Origin of the sequence: Rhizobium tumorigenes (assembly GCF_003240565.2) — a bacterium.
GTDB lineage: Bacteria > Pseudomonadota > Alphaproteobacteria > Rhizobiales > Rhizobiaceae > Rhizobium > Rhizobium tumorigenes.
The window spans coordinates 458,913-474,904 of the sequence record NZ_CP117255.1; the positions used below are offsets into that span (position 1 = coordinate 458,913).

Sequence of the window (15,992 nt, forward strand, 5' to 3'; positions counted from 1 at the left end):
CGGAGGTGGTCGGCAGCATAGGCATGATCGGGAGGAGACCGAATGTACAAGGCGCCTGTCGCGGAAATCGCATTCACGCTTCGCCACGTGGCCGGGTTGGACCAGGCCATCGACAGTGGCTCGCTTGGTGATCTTACTGCCGATGTCGCCGACGCCATCCTGGGGGAAGCAGCCCGCTTCACCGACAACGAAATCGTACCGATGGCGGCCATCGGCGACACCGAAGGCGCGCGACTGGTCGACGGCGCTGTCGTCCTCCCCGAAGGCTGGCCGAAACTCTATCGCGACTGGGCGGCGGGTGGCTGGAACGGCCTGACGGCGTCGCCGGATTTCGGCGGTCAGGGCCTGCCGCAAATGCTGAATGTCGCGACGCTGGAAATGTGGAACGGCGCATCGATGGCCTTCGGCCTGGCGCCGACGCTGACAATGGGCGCCATCGAGGCCCTGTCGGCCCATGGCAGTCCGGCGTTGAAGGATCGTTATCTTGCCCGCATGATCTCCGGCGAATGGACCGGCACCATGAACCTGACGGAGCCGCACGCCGGCTCCGACGTCGGGGCGCTGACCAGCCGTGCCGAACGCCACGAGGACGGCAGCTACCGTATTTTCGGCCAGAAGATCTACATCACCTGGGGCGATCACGACGCGGCAGACAACATCATCCATCTGGTACTCGCCCGATTGCCCGATGCTCCCCCGGGCACGCGGGGCATATCGCTGTTCCTGGTGCCGAAGTTCCTCGTCGGAGCGGACGGGTCGCTCGGTGCCCGCAACGATCTCTTCTGCCACTCGCTCGAGCACAAGGTCGGCATCCATGGCTCGCCGACCTGCACCATGATCTACGGCGATGGCAGGTTCGGCGAGACGCCCGGCTCCATCGGTTGGCTGGTCGGCGAGGAAAACCGCGGTCTAGCCTGCATGTTCACGATGATGAACAATGCGCGGCTCGCCGTCGCCATGCAGGGCGTCGGTGTCTGCGAAGCCGCCACGCAAAAAGCCGTCGCCTATGCCCGCGAGCGCCGGCAGGGGCGGGCGGCGGGACATAAGGGCGGATCGATGAGCCCGATCGTCGATCATCCCGATGTCGCCCGTATGCTGCTGACGATGAAGGTGCTGACACAGGGCTCCCGCGCCATCACCTATGCCTGCGCCCACGCGATCGATCTTTCCCATGCAGGCATCGACAAAAACCATTGGCGATCCCGTGCCGCGCTGCTCACCCCCATCGCCAAGGCCTTTGCCACCGATTGCGGGGTCGACGTCGCCTCGCTCGGCATCCAGGTGCATGGCGGCATGGGCTATATCGAGGAGACCGGCGCCGCGAGACTTTGGCGCGACGCCCGTATCGCGCCGATCTATGAGGGCACCAACGGCATCCAGGCGATTGACCTCGTCACCCGCAAGCTGCCGCTGGACGGCGGCCAGGCTGTGCACAGTCTGATCTGCGAACTGCAGGCAATTTGCGGGAGTGTCGCGGCGTCTGGATTGCCGGTCTTCGGCGCGACGGCGGACAGGTTGCGGATGGCGATTGCGGACCTCGATGCTGCAACCAAATGGCTGCTGGCAGCGCAGGCCGGAGACCGTGTCGAGGAGGCGCTTGCCGGGGCGACACCCTATCTGCGGCTGTTCGGGCTGGTGCTATCAGGCTGCTATCTCGCCAAGGGAGGGATGGCCGTCGCCGACGACGGGGAGGGTGAGGCGCGCATCGCACTTTGCCGCTTTGCTGCAGAAAACCTGCTCCCTGAGACCGCAGCGCTGAAAGATCAGGTGATGCGCGGTGCTGACAGCCTCATTGCCGCTCGCGCCCTGCTGACATGACCAGCTAAATGAGGAGCCATTCATGACGGACCATATCCTGATCGAAACCCCGGAAGCCATGCCGCATGTTAGGGTGCTGCGGTTCAACCGGCCGGAAAAGAAGAACGCCATCACCCGCGCCATGTATACCGCCATGACCGAGGCCCTGCAGGCGGCGAGCGCGGATACAAGCGTTCACGTCGTCGTCTTTCTCGGCCAACCCGGCTGCTTTTCCGCCGGCAACGACATGTCCGACTTCCTGGCTTTTGCCATGGGCGGAGCGATGGGCACGGAGGTTCTCGATTTCCTCAATGCGCTCGCCGGCTTCGACAAGCCGCTGGTTTCTGGCGTCGACGGTATGGCCATCGGCATAGGCACGACCATCCACATGCATTGCGACCTGACACTGGCATCCGGACGCAGCCTGTTCCGCACGCCCTTCGTCGATCTGGCGCTGGTGCCGGAGGCTGCTTCCAGCCTCATCGCGCCACGGCTGATGGGCTACCAGCATGCCTTCGCGCTGCTGGCCGCCGGAGAACCGCTGACGGCCGAGGAGGCGCGGCGCGACGGGTTGATCTGGAAGGTGACGACAGAGGAAGCTCTTGAGGAGGAGACTCTGGCGGTCGCCGCAAAACTGGCCGCCAAGCCGCCTGGCGCCCTGAAAATCGCCCGCGACCTGCTGCGCGGCCATCAGCAGGATATCACGGCGCGGATTGCAGAGGAGGCGGGCCATTTCGAAGCGCAACTGCGCACCGCAGAAGCCCGCGCCGCGTTCGAAGGCTTCTTCAAACGCTGAGTTAGGACGAAATCTCGCTTACTTCTCGAGCGAGACCACCACTTCGACGTGGGATGTCCAGAGGAACTGGTCGATCGGTGTCACCTTGGTGATGCGATAGCCGGCCTCGACGAGGATGGCGAGGTCGCGCGCAAGGGTCAGGGGATTGCAGGATACCGCGACGATCTTCTTGACCGCTGAACGCGCCAGTTCCTTGACCTGCGCTTCGGCGCCCGCGCGCGGCGGATCGAAGACGACGGCGTCAATATATTTGAACTCCGCCGTCATCAGCGGCCGGCGGAACAGGTCGCGACGCTCCGTGCTGACGGGCTTCAGGCCCTGCGTGGTGCGGGCGGCAAGATCGAGTGCCGCCAGCGCCTTGCCGTCGGATTCGGCGGCATGGACGCGGCCGAGACGGGCAAGCCGCAGCGCAAAGGTGCCGGAGCCGGCGAACAGATCGACGATGCGCTTGGCCTTGCCGATATGGGCGACAACCAGATCGGCCATGACGTCTTCGGCCTGCTTGGTCGCCTGGGTGAATGCACCGGGCGGTGGCGAGACCTGCACGCCGCTGAAATCGATCATCGGCTTGGTCTTCTCGAGGATGATCTCGTCGTTCAGCGAAATGCGGGCGATGCCGCGAAGCGACAGGATGGTTTCGATGGCGGCGCGGCGCTGCTCGTCCGAGAGCGCCTTGATGCCGTCGACGGAGATGTCGAGGCCGGCCGGCGTTTCCAGCACGCTGATGCGGAAAGCTTCTGCGTTGATCGACAGCGCCTTTGCCACCATGCGGATCGCCGGCAGCTTGCCGACGATATCCGGTGACGAGATGGGACATTCCTCGATGGCGACAATGTGATGGCTGTCAGCCTGGTTGAAGCCGATCAGCACGTCCTTCTCGGTGCGGCGTGCGGCAAACACAACGCGCCGGCGCTGGCCCGGATGGGCCGCCACGAGGTCGTCGACCTCAGGCGTCAGGCCCTTCGATTTCAACGCGTCGATTACCAGCTGCCGCTTGAACGCCCGGTATGGCACATCGGCGTAGTGCTGCAGCGTGCAGCCACCGCAGGTGCCGTTGATGCCATCGGGACCGAAGTGCCGGCACGGCGGCTCCTGCCGGTCGGGCGACGCCTTGAGGACCGACATCAACGTGCCCTTGTCCTTGATCCGGGCAATCGCGACGCTCTCGCCGGGCAGGGTGAAGGGCACGAAGATCGGGCCGTTGGCATCATGGGCGATACCATCGCCCTGGCCGCCAAGCTTGTTGATGGTAACTGTTTCGGCGCTCATGGCTTGCGTCCCGCCAATAGGAATTCGTGATTTCCGTCGCCGCCGGCAATCGGCGAGGGGATAAGGCCAAGCGTTTCCCAGCCCATTTCGTCCACCAGCCAGCGCTCGAGGTCGGCCGCCACATCGGGCGCCGTTTCCGGCAGTTTCAAAAGGCCCGCCTTGCTGACAGCTTCGCGCCCGGCCTCGAACTGCGGCTTGACCAGCAGCACGCAGAAGGCGCCGGCTTCGGTAAGCTCGAGGGCCGGCACCAGCGCCAGCTTCAGCGAGATGAACGATACATCCGAAACGATGAAGGTAATGGCGCGATTGTCGATATCGTCCGATGTCAGGTAGCGGGCGTTAAGGCCCTCGATGCTGGTGACGCGCTCGTCGCCGGCGACGCGCGGATGGATCTGGCCGTGGCCGACATCAATGGATGTGACATGTGCGGCGCCGCGCTGAAGCAGCACTTCGGTGAAGCCGCCGGCGGATGCGCCGACGTCCAGACAGTCGTGACCGGCCGGATCGAGCTTGAAATGGTCGAGCGCCGCGACCAGCTTCAGCGCCGCGCGCGAAACGTAGTCCTGTGCGGGATCGTCGATTTCGAGCACGACATCGTCGGCAAACGTCATGCTTGCCTTGGTGATGACCTTGCCGTCGACCTTGACGGTGCCGCGCTGGATGGCGTCACGGGCGCGCGACCGGCTGGCCACGAGGCCTCGCGACAGGACAAGCTGATCGAGACGGTGCTGGGGAGGGAATTGTTCTGACATGGCCTGTCCATGACCGCCAATGCCCTCAGTTGCAAGCTTTTTATATGTCTCAAGCCGATCTCAGCCTGTTTGCAACGCCTGCCGGCCTGGAATCCGCTTGCGTCACGAACTGACCGGCAGGGGATATAGGCGCAGGCATCACGAAGTCCGGGCGACGACCTCCCCAATGACCGCGATGGCTTTCGTGTCTGCCGGAATGCTCGGGGATCGTGCTGCGGCGCAACCGGTGCGCAACCGAAGTTAAACGATTGGAAAGCTATGAGCGTTAACGTTGCGGCCAATGCGATGGTCTCTTAAGGGCCAAGCCCGCCATGATGGCATCTGCCAGGTCGCGCCTATCCGATCATGTTTCATCAATTTGACCTTTCGTCGTGTCCCAGGGCGCAGCGAGGGATGTTCTCCGAGGACAGCGCTCAGGAGGCGCTTGGCGATGTCTGTTAAAAATCTTTCCCTGAATGGCAAGCTGGCGATTACTTTCGTCGCGCTCATTCTGCTTTTCGTTTCCGTCTCGGCCTTCGTCTATTCGAAGGCACGCGTCTCGGCCGCAGCCGCCATCGAACAGGCGCAGTCACAGAAATTCGTCAACCTCGTCGACGACTCCCTGCAGGCCATGCTGGAGCAGGCGGTCAATCTGCGCGGCTTTCTGCTGTTCCGCAGCAACAGCACCTATGGCGATCTCTTCGCCAACCGGGAGCGCATGCTGAAAAGCATCACGGCTGCCAAGGATGCCGCCGGCGGCCATGCCGATATGCAGCAGGCCCTCGATACCATGCAGAAGACGGCAGACCTCTATTTCCATCAGCTGGCCGAGCCCCAGGCGAAGGCCCGCAAGGAAACCGAGATGCCGGTCGACCAGATCGTCAAGATCGGTGTCAATGAAGCCAAGGGCCAGCTGGACGGTTTCCGCGATGCCGCAGCCAAGGTCAAGCAGATTGCCCGCACCCAGGCCGATGTACTGGCCGCGACGCAGGCGAAAGCCAACAGCGACCTGAGCTGGACGCTGATCCTCGGCGGTATCGTTGCCTCGCTTGCTGCCGCTATCCTCGCCTTTCTCCTGTCGCGCACCATCGTCAAGCCCATCGTCGGCATGACGGCGGCCATGGGTCGGCTGGCCGGCGGCGACAATAACGTCGAGGTCCCTGGCTCCGGACGCGGCGACGAGGTTGGCCGGATGGCCGAAGCGGTGCTGGTGTTCAAGGACGCCGCAATCGAGAAGCTGCGTCTTTCCGGCGAAACCGAGCGCATGCGCAGCGACGCCGAGCGCCGCCGCCACATGGACGACGACCAGAAGGCCCGCGAAGAGGCAGAACTGCGTTTCGCAATGGACGCGCTGGCCGCCGGCCTGTCGACATTGGCAAGCGGCGATGTCGCTGCCCGCCTCGAGCAGGTCTTCGCCCCGCAATTCGACAGCGTCCGCATCGACTTCAACAATGCCGCTGAAAAGCTCGACGTGACGCTGCAGTCGGTCGGCGACAATGCCTCGGCCATCAGTGCCGGTGCCGACGAGATCCGGACCGCCGCCGATGACCTTGCGCGCCGTACCGAGCAGCAGGCAGCCTCGGTAGAGGAGACGGCCGCAGCGCTGGAGCAGGTGGTGACGACCGTGCGCGACTCCGCCAAGCGCGCCGAAGACGTCGGCCATCTCGTCGAGCGCGCCCGCCTTGGCGCCGAGCGCTCCGGCGACGTCGTCCGCAAGGCGGTTTCGGCGATGCACGAAATCGAAAAATCATCGGGCGAAATCAGCAACATCATCAGCGTCATCGATGACATTGCCTTCCAGACCAACCTTCTGGCTCTCAACGCCGGTGTCGAGGCTGCGCGTGCCGGCGAGGCTGGCAAGGGCTTTGCCGTCGTCGCCCAGGAAGTCCGCGAACTCGCCCAGCGCTCGGCAAAAGCTGCCAAGGAGATCAAGGCGCTGATCAACACGTCGGGCACGCAGGTCAACGCCGGCGTTGCGCTCGTCGGAGAAACCGGCAAGGCGCTGGAGGCGATCGTTTCCGAAGTCCGCGAGATCAACCAGAACATCGCCGCGATCGTCATCTCGACCCGCGAACAGTCGACCGGCCTTCAGGAGATCAACCTCGCCGTCAACGCCATGGACCAGGGCACCCAGCAGAACGCGGCCATGGTCGAGGAGCAGACGGCTGCAAGCCATTCGCTCGCAAGCGAAGCCAGCGCCCTCGACGACCTCCTGCGCCAGTTTAAGCTGAGCAGGGGTCGTCTGCCACAGATATCGAAGCCCGCCGCCTTCGCCCCGAAGCCTGCAATGGCACCCCGGCCCGCTGCGTCCAGAATTACCGCCGCCACAGACCGCACCCGCGCGGTAACCTCGCCGGCACGGGCCCTTGGCCAGACCCTCGCCAAAGCCTTCAGCGGCGGCAAGCCATCCCCCGCCAGCGCCCCGGCCCAGGAAAACTGGGAAGAATTCTGAGAACTGGCTGATAAATCCGAGTTCAACGAAAAGGGCGGTGCAGCAGCATCGCCCTTTCTAGTTTGGCGCGGCGGGTGTGGCGGTGCCGCGCATCCGTGCCACGTCGCGCCGGGGCGTCTCCCGATGGGTGCGGCGATAGTCGCGGCTGAATTGCGATGGGCTGTCGTAGCCCACCCGAAAGCCAGCTTCCGCTGCCGTCAGTCCTTCGATCATCATCAGCCGCCGTGCCTCCTGAAGACGGATCTGCGTCCGGAATTGCAGCGGGCTCATCTCCGTCGTCGTTCGAAAATGCTCGTAGAAAGACGACGGGCTCATGCCGGCGATATTCGCGAGATCCTGGATCGCGAACGGTGCTTGAAAGTTCCGGCAGATGTAGTCGATAGCGCGGCCGATCTGGTTGAGGCGGCTTTCGCCATTGGCAATCTGCCGCAGCATGGCGCCCTGCGGCCCGCTCAGGAGGCGATAGAGGATTTCCCGTTCGACGAGCGGTGCCAGCGCCGCCGCTTCCTCCGGTTCGTCCAGCAGCATCAGCATCCTCGCGGCAGCATCGATGAGCTTCGGCGTCGTGGCGCTAAGGCGTGCCGCCGTGACACTGTCGGCACGCGCCGGTGTCATCGACACCATCTCGGTGAGGATGATGGCGTCGAACTCGAGCTTGAAACAGAGATACGGTTCGCAGGCGCTGGCCTCGATAACGGCGCCGATGACGGGCAGATCGATGCCGACGACCAGATAATGCGCCGCGTCGTAGACAAGACTGATCTCGCCGATCACGGCCCGTTTGCGACCTTGGGCGACTATGCAGCAGGAGGGTCGATAGAGCGTGTGGACGGGCTTCGTTTCGGCCGAAGAGCGGATCAGCCCGACCCGGGGGATAGCAGTATCGTAGCTGCCGTCTTCCGGTGCGTGGCGGTCGATCAATCCTGCGAGTTCGGCAATGCTCTCCATCGTCGCACTCTGTCCCGGCGAAAGCTTGTTGCCAAGACCATGGGGACGCTTTCGGAGGATCGTGCAAGAAATTCGGAAAAGCTATCTACCGCCATCTTGGTATTGAAGTCAGTTTGTGGCCAGCGAAGACGGCAATTCCGCCGTCTCATTGCTGGAAGGACATTCGAATGACAGGCATCAGGGACAAGGTGGTTCTGATCACCGGCGCAAGCAGCGGCATCGGCGCAGCCGTGGCCATAGAACTCGCAGCAGCGGGCGCACGCGTCGTTATCGGCGCAAGGCGCAAGGACCGGCTCGACGCGCTGAAGACAGAGATCGAAGCCAGCGGTGGAACCGTGCTTTCACAGGCTCTCGATGTCACCAGTCGAAGGAACATGGACGCTTTCGTGGCCGCCGCCATGGACGCATTCGGTCGTGTCGACGTGCTCGTCAACAATGCCGGGATCATGCCACTGTCGCCGATGGCGTTGCTTAAGGTTGAGGAATGGGACCGTATGATCGATGTCAACATCAAGGGCGTCCTATATGGTATCGCCGCCGTGCTGCCGATCATGAACCGGCAGGAGACAGGGCAGATCATCAATGTCTCGTCCATCGGTGGGCTCGCCGTGTCGCCGACAGCCGCCGTCTATTGCGCCACGAAATATGCCATCAGGGCCATTTCCGACGGCCTGCGGCAGGAAAACACCAAGCTGCGCGTCACCTGCGTCTATCCGGGCGTTGTCGAGTCGGAACTGGCGGATGCGATAACCGACCCAGCCACGGCCGAAGCCATGGTCGCCTATCGCAGCATTGCGTTGAAGCCTGAAGCCATCGCCCGGGCTATTCATCATGTCATCGCCCAGCCCGGGGATGTCGACACGAGCGAGATCGTCGTCCGCCCGACGGCCGCCGCATGACGCAGATCCTTCAGGAAACAAGGAGCTCCGGACAATGCCCCATCCCTATGTCGGCTTGTGGATGACTGCGGATGGCCTCATCCGACACCGTCTTCTCCCGGACAACCGCTACGATGAAGCCCGTGGACGGCGCGAAAGCGCCTATTGTGGCCGCTACGAGGTAAGCGGCAACCACATCGAATACTGGGACGATACCGGCTTCACGGCCGATGGCGATTTCATCGACGGCGTGTTGCATCACGCCGGGATGGTGCTCTACCGCACCGGCTGACGGAGCACTCGCCTTCCATATCAGCCGGCGATGCCGGCGATATTCGGACGTCCGAGCGCCTTGAAGACGGTCTGGACGATGTTGGCGCGGTCGAGGCCGGCATAGGCGAGCATCGCCTCGGGCTTGGCCTGCTCCATCCAGATGTCGGGCATGACGAGCGAGCGGATCTTCAGGCCGATATCGAGCAGGCCGTCTGTAGCGAGGAACTGCAGCACATGGCCTGCAAAGCCGCCGACGGATCCTTCCTCGATGAGGATCAGCACCTCGTGATGGCGGGCCAGCTGGCGGATCAGCTCGTGGTCCAGCGGTTTTGCAAAGCGGGCGTCGGCGACCGTCGTCGACAGGCCGGCGGCATCGAGGTCTTCGGCGGCCAGCAGGCTATCGGCCAGCCGCGTGCCGAACGACAGCAGCGCCACCTTCGAGCCCTGCTTGACGATGCGGCCCTTGCCGATCTGGAGGATCTCCCCACGCTCCGGCAATTCGATGCCGACACCTTCGCCGCGCGGGTAGCGGAACGAGATCGGACCGTCGTCATAAGCGGCGGCAGTGCGCACCATATGCTTGAGCTCCGCCTCGTCGGACGCGGCCATGACCACGAAGCCGGGCAGGGTCGCAAGGAAGGTGGTGTCGAACGAACCGGCATGGGTCGGCCCGTCGGCGCCGACGAAGCCGGCCCGGTCGATGGGGAAGCGCACAGGCAGCCCCTGGATCGCCACATCGTGCACCACTTGGTCGTAGGCCCGCTGCAGGAAGGTCGAATACAGCGCCGCAAACGGCTTGAAGCCTTCGGTGGCAAGACCTGCAGCAAAGGTCACAGCATGCTGCTCGGCGATGCCGACGTCGAAACAGCGCTTCGGAAAGATTTCCGCCAGCTTGTCGAGGCCGGTGCCGTTCGGCATGGCGGCGGTGATGCCGACGATCTTGTCGTCGAGCTTTGCCTCCTGAACGAGGGCGTCGGCAAAGACGCTGGTATAGCTCGGTGCGTTCGGCTTCACCTTGGCCTGCGTCCCGGTGATGACGTCGAACTTGTTGACGCCGTGATACTTGTCGGCAGCAGCTTCGGCTGGCGCATAGCCCTTGCCCTTCTGCGTCACGACATGGATCAGCACCGGCCCTTGCGCATTATCGCGGACATTGCGCAAGACCGGCAGCAGGTGCTCGAAGGAATGCCCGTCGATGGGGCCGATATGATAGAATCCCATCTCCTCGAACATCGTGCCACCCGTCACGTAACCGCGCGCGTGCTCGACGGCGCGGGTGATGGCGCGGTCGACGTTCTTGCCGAGATAGGCGGTCAACTTCTTGCCGATTTCGCGCATGCCCATATAGGTCCGGCCTGAGGCCAGACGCGCCAGATAGGCACTCATGGCGCCCGTCGGCGGCGCGATGGACATGTCGTTGTCGTTGAGGATGACGATCAGCCGTGCGTCCAGCGCGCCGGCGTTGTTCAGCGCCTCGTAGGCCATGCCGGCAGACATCGCGCCATCGCCGATGATGGCGATAACCTTACGGGCAGTGTCGTCGAGTTCTGCTGCCACCGCCATGCCGAGGCCGGCCGAGATCGACGTCGAGGAATGGGCCGCGCCGAAGGGATCGTATTCGCTCTCCGCCCGGCGGGTAAAGCCGGACAACCCGCCCTCCTGACGCAACGTGCGGATACGGTCGCGGCGCCCGGTGAGGATCTTGTGGGGATAGCACTGGTGGCCGACGTCGAAGATCAGCCGGTCGTTCGGCGTATCGAATACCTTGTGGATGGCAATCGTCAACTCGACAACCCCGAGGCCCGCACCGAGATGGCCGCCGGTGCGCGACACCGCGTCGATCATCTCGTCGCGCACTTCGCGCGCAAGCTGCGGCATGTCTCTGTCTTCCAGCTTGCGGAGGTCGGCGGGAAAGTCGACCTGATCCAGCAGCGGCGTCTTTGGCGATGATGTCACAGGCTGGAGCCTCTTCTTATGTTCTTGGACGGGCGGCCCGCCATATCCCAAAATAGATCGTTGCGAAAGAAGGCGTTTCAAGGGGCTGCGGCAAGTTGGTCCCTTTCAGCCTTCGGGCATGGGCCTAGTCAGTTTCCGGCCGCGGCCTCATCAGCCTTCCGGCAGTGGAATGAATTCTTCCTCGTCGCCAGGGACGATATCGAAGCGGCCGGTGCGCCACTCTTCCTTCGCCTGTTCGATGCGTTCCTTCGAGGAGGATACGAAATTCCACCAGATATAGCGTTTCGAACTGAGTGCCGCACCCCCGAAAAGCATCAGGTGACAGCCTTTTTCAGTGGCCGTCAACGTGATCGCGTCTCCCGGGCGAAAGACCAGCAGTTGATCCGCCTCGAAACGGTCGCCAGCCACCATCAGCGCGCCCGACAGAATGTAGACGGCGCGCTCCTCGTGGTCGGCGCCAAAGGGAAACGAACGGCCGGGTTCGAGCGCGAGATCGACATAGAGTGTGTCGGAAAACACCTTCACCGGCGATGCCAGGCCGTCGAAGTTGCCGATGATCACCCGCCCGGTGGCGCCGTCGCTGTCGATGACAGGCATGGCGCTCTTGTCGGTGTGGGAGAAGGAAGGGTCGATCTCTTCCTTGTCTTCAGGCAAAGCGAGCCAGGTTTGTACGCCCGAGATCGACAGCGGGTGGCCGCGCAGGTTGTCGGGCGTCCGCTCGGAGTGGACGATGCCCCGGCCTGATGTCATCAGGTTGAGATCGCCGGGCCGGACAATCTTCTCCGTACCGAGGCTGTCGAGATGGCGGATTTCGCCATCGAACAGGTAGGTCACTGTGGACAGCCCGATATGGGGATGCGGTCGGACGTCCATCGCCTGATCAGCCCGCAATACGGCAGGTCCCATCCGGTCGAAAAATATGAACGGCCCGACCAGTCGGCGTCGGCTTGTCGGCAGAGCCCGCCGCACGGAAAAACCGCCGATATCCGCCGTACGCGGAATGATCAGCTGTTCAATGGCGTTCGAGGCACGGGCATCGCCGGGAAGAGGGTCTTTGCCGGGGAAAAAGGACATTGGGATCTCCTGTCGGTGACGGCAGATTACCCGCACATCCGTTGCACGCCCAGCAGAACTTTGCCGCACTTACCGCGCCTGTCGTAAAAGGCAGTGTTCGGGCTCGCCGACAGATCTGCAATTTGCAGCGCTGCGTTAGCGGAGGCCGGGTGGGATATCGTGGGAAGCGTTACTGGCTGTCCAGCGGCTCGACGCCGACAGGCTTGCCGGCTCGGTCCAGGCGGATTTTTTCTATGCGATTTTCAGCGGCCGATAACAGCGCTTCGCAATGCTTCTTCAGGGCTTCGCCGCGCTCGTAGATCTCGATGGATTCATTCAGCGCCACGTCGCCGCGTTCCAGCCGCGCGACAATGCTTTCGAGTTCGGCAACGGCCTTTTCGAACGAGTAGTCGGACACATCCGGCTTGGCACTGTCAGTCATCGTCAACCCTTCATCATACGCAGAATATGCAGGCCCGCCGATTCGGCCAGCCCCTCCAGATCATATCCGCCTTCGAGCAGGCTGACGACCCGGTTCTTGGCGCTCTTGTCGGCCATTTCGAGAACACGCCCGGTCGCCCAGTCGAAATCCTCGCCAGTCAGGTTGATCTGCGCCAATGGATCGCGGTGGTGGGCATCGAAGCCGGCCGAGATGATGATGAGGTCCGGCCGGAAGTCGTCGAGCGCTGGCAGCACGCGCGACTTGAACGCCTCGCGGAAATGGTCGCTGCCGCTGTTTGGCGACAGGGGCGCATTGACGATGGTGCCTTTGCCGCCGGTTTCCGTCTTGGCACCGGAGCCCGGATAGAGCGGCATCTGGTGCGTCGAGCAGAACAGCACGGATGGGTCGTCCCAGAAGATGTCCTGCGTCCCGTTGCCGTGATGCACGTCCCAGTCGACGATGGCAACGCGCTCGGCACCGTAGGTCCGCTGCGCATGGCGCGCGGCAATGGCGGCGTTGTTGAAGAAACAGAACCCCATCGCCTTGTTCTTCTCGGCATGGTGGCCGGGCGGGCGCGATGCCACGAAGACATTGTCGGCAGCCCCGGTAAACACGTCGTCCACCGCAGCCATGGCACCGCCGACCCCGGTCAGCGCCGCCTGCAGGCTTTTCGGGCTGGCATAGGTGTCCGCCTCAAGCTGGTTGATTTGGCCTTCGCCGTCTTCAGCATCGGGAATTGAGCGCATGACGAAGGCCAAGTGCTCCTCCGGATGCGCCAGCAGGATGGCATCCTCGTTCGCCTGCGGCGCATCGCGCCGTTCCAACCGGGCGAAATTGGGATGCTCCAGGGCGATGTTAATCGACCGCAGCCTGTCGGATCGCTCCGGATGGCCGTCAGGCGTGATATGCTCCAGGAAAATCGGATGTTCGTAAAGACGTGTGCCCATGCGGTCAGCCTAACTATGAAACATCTCATCTAGCACGGCAGATGGGAGCGATCACCACAATGTCAACAAATGCGCTTAACCACGAGCGGGCAAGGCCCGTTTACTTTCGGCCGAGGCGGTGCTTAAGCTTTCATTAAGGACAGCGTGTCCGTCAAGGTTGTGTAATGAGTAGAGCCCAGCGAGCAGACATCACCGAAATGCGCGTACCACCGCGCGATGTCGACAGGTTCGGCCAGATGTTCATGGCCTCCTACATTTCGGAGGCGGAAACCGCGCTGTCGAACTTCTGGCGTGAGCGTCCCGAAGTCCGCGACGAGCCGATATACATCCCCACCCGCGCCTCATGCTCGCTACACAGGGGGCTCAGATACGACGAGTTTGCACGCTTCTCGGTGACCGTCAACAAGATCGGCGGCAAGTCGGTCGGCTTCATGGTGATGGTCGAGGCGGGCAACGAACTGGCGGCCGAGGTGGAAATCCTCTGGCTCGCCGTCCGCGGCGAAGAGCACGAGCCGTCGCAACTGCCGGAAGACACCCGCGACTGGCTGTACAGATATCTCGATTGATCAGTTCCTCTGTGGCAGCAGCGGATAGCCGGCCATGACTGCACGACCGACCAGCGCTGCGACGACCGCCTTGACGATATCGCCGGGCACGAAGGCCAGCGAGCCGAAGAAGGCCTTGCTGAAGCCGATATTGGCGGCAATGGCGAGATAGGCGATCCCGAAGGCATAGAGCACCACCACGCCGCCAGCGACGGCGGCGATGAAGAAGCCGATGCCCTGGGCGATACCCGATTGCTCAGCCTTGACAAGTCGCTCGGAGAGCATGCCGGTCACGAACGCTGCGAAAATCCACCCGACGAGGAAGCCCGCTGTCGGTGCCACGAAGACCGCGAGGCCACCACGCCCGCCCGACAGCACCGGCAGGCCGATGGCCACCAGCAGCACGACGATCAGCGCGGCGATTGCCCCCCGCTTGGCCCCCAGCACGACGCCGGCCATCATCACGCCCAGCGACTGCGCGGTGATCGGCACCGGAATGACGCCGAGCGAAATGGGCGGCAGAAGTCCGAGCGCCACGATAATTGCTGCGAAAAGGGCGGAGAGGACGAGGTCGCGGGTGTTCATGGGGGGCTCCAAAATCAGCTGTTACTTTTTCAATGCCGCCGAATGCCGCGCGCGTCAATCGCTGCGGCGATGGCGTCTGCGTCCCGTAGTGTCAGAATGATCAGGGGCACCAGCGTTGTCCGCACCCGGATCGTCAGCCCGCGCGCCTGATGCGCCTCCCGGATCGCCGCATAGCGACCGACGATCTCAGGCACGAAGCGGACCACAAGACCGACCGCAAGACCGATATCGGCAGCCTTCACCAGCCCTGTCCGTTCAAGCGGCATCGCCGCCCAGGTGATTTCGTCCATGAAGTCGGCAATGGTGGTCGTCGCCGTCACCGTGGCGGCAAACAACGTCAGCGTCACCAGCCTGAGAATGGTAACCAGTGCCTGTTCCCACGGATTGAACAGCAGGCTGAACAGGCTGACGAAGGCAATCGTCAGCAGCACCGGCCGCAAGCGCTGCAGCGCCTCCCGCCATCTCATTCCGCAGGTGAAATAGAGAGTTGCACTTGTCAGCAGCGCCACGCCCAGCACGCCGAGGTGACCGGTCGCAAACAATGCGATACCGAGCAACGCCATCATGATCAGCTTCAGCCGTGCGGAGAGGCGATGCATCCAGCTGTCGGCATCGACATAGAGCGATTGCATCAGCGGGCGATCTCCCGGTAGAGCGCAATGCTGTCGCCGGGCGATCCATCGGCGACGAGCCGTCCCTTGTCGAACAGCAGCACGCGCTCGAAATTCTCGATCAGTTCGAGGTCGTGGCTGATGACGATGACGTTTTCCGGCAGTTCGCCGATCATTCTCTCGACCCGCCCACGGTTTCTGAGGTCGAGCTGGTTGGTCGGCTCGTCGAGGATCAGGATGTCGGGCCCGGTGACCAGCACCGAGCAAAGCGCCGCCAGCTGCAGTTCGCCACCGGAAAGCTCGTGGGCGCGCCGGTCGGCCAGGTGCCGGGCGTCAAGGCGGTCGAGCACGGCATCGACGGCAGCCGCAATCTCCGGCTTGCCGAGCCCCCGATTTTTGAGGCCCAGCGCGATATCGTCACGCACCACCGGCAGGATGATCTGGTTCTGCGGCGACTGGAAGATGAAGCCCACCTTGCCGAGCACCGCCTTGGCATCGGCGGCGGTATCGAGCCCATCGACCACCACGCGGCCCGTCGTCGGCTTGGCGAGACCGTTGATCATCCGGGCGAAACTGCTCTTGCCGGAGCCATTGAGGCCGATAATGCCGATGCGCCGCTCGATCAGCGTCACGCTGAAAGGCTGAAGCGCGACCTGCTGGCCGAACCGCAGTCCCGCCTGCTCGAAGCGAATATCCAATGTAGGCCCTC

16 protein-coding genes are annotated in these 15,992 nt (G+C 63.3%); 6 read left to right on the forward strand and 10 right to left on the reverse strand.

Features of this window, described 5'->3' with window-relative positions; translation table 11 throughout:
• The first annotated feature begins 42 nt into the window (after positions 1–42).
• Positions 43–1,818 (forward strand): acyl-CoA dehydrogenase family protein, encoded by a 1,776-nt coding sequence (locus PR017_RS02235; protein WP_111217715.1) that lies wholly within the window; start codon positions 43–45, stop codon positions 1,816–1,818.
• A gap of 22 nt (positions 1,819–1,840) precedes the next feature.
• Positions 1,841–2,593, forward strand: a complete 753-nt coding sequence (locus tag PR017_RS02240) for a crotonase/enoyl-CoA hydratase family protein (RefSeq protein ID WP_111217717.1) — start codon at positions 1,841–1,843, stop codon at positions 2,591–2,593.
• 18 nt (positions 2,594–2,611) lie between these two features.
• Here PR017_RS02240 and PR017_RS02245 read toward each other — a convergent pair whose 3' ends face one another.
• Positions 2,612–3,862 carry a class I SAM-dependent RNA methyltransferase gene (locus PR017_RS02245; RefSeq protein ID WP_111217719.1) on the reverse strand — a complete coding sequence of 417 codons (1,251 nt, stop codon included), beginning with the start codon at positions 3,860–3,862 and terminating at the stop codon, positions 2,612–2,614.
• A complete protein-coding gene (locus PR017_RS02250; RefSeq protein ID WP_111217721.1) occupies positions 3,859–4,614 on the reverse strand; it encodes a TlyA family RNA methyltransferase in 756 nt (251 codons plus the stop codon). The genes PR017_RS02245 and PR017_RS02250 overlap by 4 nt, the downstream gene beginning before the upstream one ends.
• A 430-nt stretch (positions 4,615–5,044) precedes the next feature.
• Between PR017_RS02250 and PR017_RS02255 the strand changes: the two genes are divergently transcribed.
• Positions 5,045–7,045 carry a methyl-accepting chemotaxis protein gene (locus PR017_RS02255; protein ID WP_111217723.1) on the forward strand — a complete coding sequence of 667 codons (2,001 nt, stop codon included), beginning with the start codon at positions 5,045–5,047 and terminating at the stop codon, positions 7,043–7,045.
• Positions 7,046–7,102: 57 nt separating this feature from the next.
• Here the strand turns inward: PR017_RS02255 and PR017_RS02260 are convergent, their stop codons facing one another.
• Positions 7,103–7,993 carry an AraC family transcriptional regulator gene (locus PR017_RS02260; RefSeq protein ID WP_111217725.1) on the reverse strand — a complete coding sequence of 297 codons (891 nt, stop codon included), beginning with the start codon at positions 7,991–7,993 and terminating at the stop codon, positions 7,103–7,105.
• 167 nt (positions 7,994–8,160) lie between these two features.
• Here PR017_RS02260 and PR017_RS02265 point away from each other — a divergent pair, with 167 nt between their 5' ends.
• Both PR017_RS02265 and PR017_RS02270 read left to right on the forward strand, forming a co-directional pair.
• Positions 8,161–8,892, forward strand: coding sequence for an SDR family oxidoreductase (locus PR017_RS02265; protein ID WP_111217727.1), 732 nt, complete (start codon positions 8,161–8,163; stop codon positions 8,890–8,892).
• Positions 8,825–9,163 (forward strand): Atu4866 domain-containing protein, encoded by a 339-nt coding sequence (locus PR017_RS02270; RefSeq protein WP_425070012.1) that lies wholly within the window; start codon positions 8,825–8,827, stop codon positions 9,161–9,163. The genes PR017_RS02265 and PR017_RS02270 overlap by 68 nt, the downstream gene beginning before the upstream one ends.
• Positions 9,164–9,183: 20 nt before the next feature.
• Here the strand turns inward: PR017_RS02270 and dxs are convergent, their stop codons facing one another.
• The 4 genes from dxs to PR017_RS02290 all read right to left on the reverse strand — a co-directional run bounded on the left by dxs (position 9,184) and on the right by PR017_RS02290 (position 13,542).
• A complete protein-coding gene (dxs, locus tag PR017_RS02275) occupies positions 9,184–11,100 on the reverse strand; it encodes a 1-deoxy-D-xylulose-5-phosphate synthase (protein ID WP_111217923.1) in 1,917 nt (638 codons plus the stop codon).
• A 150-nt stretch (positions 11,101–11,250) separates the two neighbouring features.
• On the reverse strand, positions 11,251–12,174 hold the full coding sequence (locus PR017_RS02280) for a pirin family protein (protein WP_111217731.1): 924 nt from the start codon (positions 12,172–12,174) through the stop codon (positions 11,251–11,253).
• 169 nt (positions 12,175–12,343) lie between these two features.
• A complete protein-coding gene (locus tag PR017_RS02285; RefSeq protein WP_111217733.1) occupies positions 12,344–12,595 on the reverse strand; it encodes an exodeoxyribonuclease VII small subunit in 252 nt (83 codons plus the stop codon).
• Positions 12,596–12,597: 2 nt separating this feature from the next.
• Complete coding sequence (locus tag PR017_RS02290; RefSeq protein WP_111217735.1) at positions 12,598–13,542, reverse strand: histone deacetylase family protein; 945 nt, start codon at positions 13,540–13,542, stop codon at positions 12,598–12,600.
• Positions 13,543–13,706: 164 nt separating this feature from the next.
• Between PR017_RS02290 and PR017_RS02295 the strand changes: the two genes are divergently transcribed.
• On the forward strand, positions 13,707–14,108 hold the full coding sequence (locus tag PR017_RS02295) for an acyl-CoA thioesterase (protein ID WP_111217737.1): 402 nt from the start codon (positions 13,707–13,709) through the stop codon (positions 14,106–14,108).
• On the opposite strand, the gene PR017_RS02300 is transcribed toward PR017_RS02295, so the two are convergent.
• From PR017_RS02300 to PR017_RS02310, 3 genes are read right to left on the reverse strand one after another with little or no spacing between them, the layout of a single operon-like run.
• Positions 14,109–14,672, reverse strand: a complete 564-nt coding sequence (locus tag PR017_RS02300) for a biotin transporter BioY (protein WP_111217739.1) — start codon at positions 14,670–14,672, stop codon at positions 14,109–14,111. It lies immediately after the preceding gene.
• 29 nt (positions 14,673–14,701) lie between these two features.
• Positions 14,702–15,304 carry an energy-coupling factor transporter transmembrane component T family protein gene (locus PR017_RS02305; RefSeq protein ID WP_111217741.1) on the reverse strand — a complete coding sequence of 201 codons (603 nt, stop codon included), beginning with the start codon at positions 15,302–15,304 and terminating at the stop codon, positions 14,702–14,704.
• Positions 15,304–15,981, reverse strand: a complete 678-nt coding sequence (locus PR017_RS02310) for an energy-coupling factor ABC transporter ATP-binding protein (protein ID WP_111217743.1) — start codon at positions 15,979–15,981, stop codon at positions 15,304–15,306. The genes PR017_RS02305 and PR017_RS02310 overlap by 1 nt, the downstream gene beginning before the upstream one ends.
• Positions 15,982–15,992 lie beyond the last annotated feature (11 nt).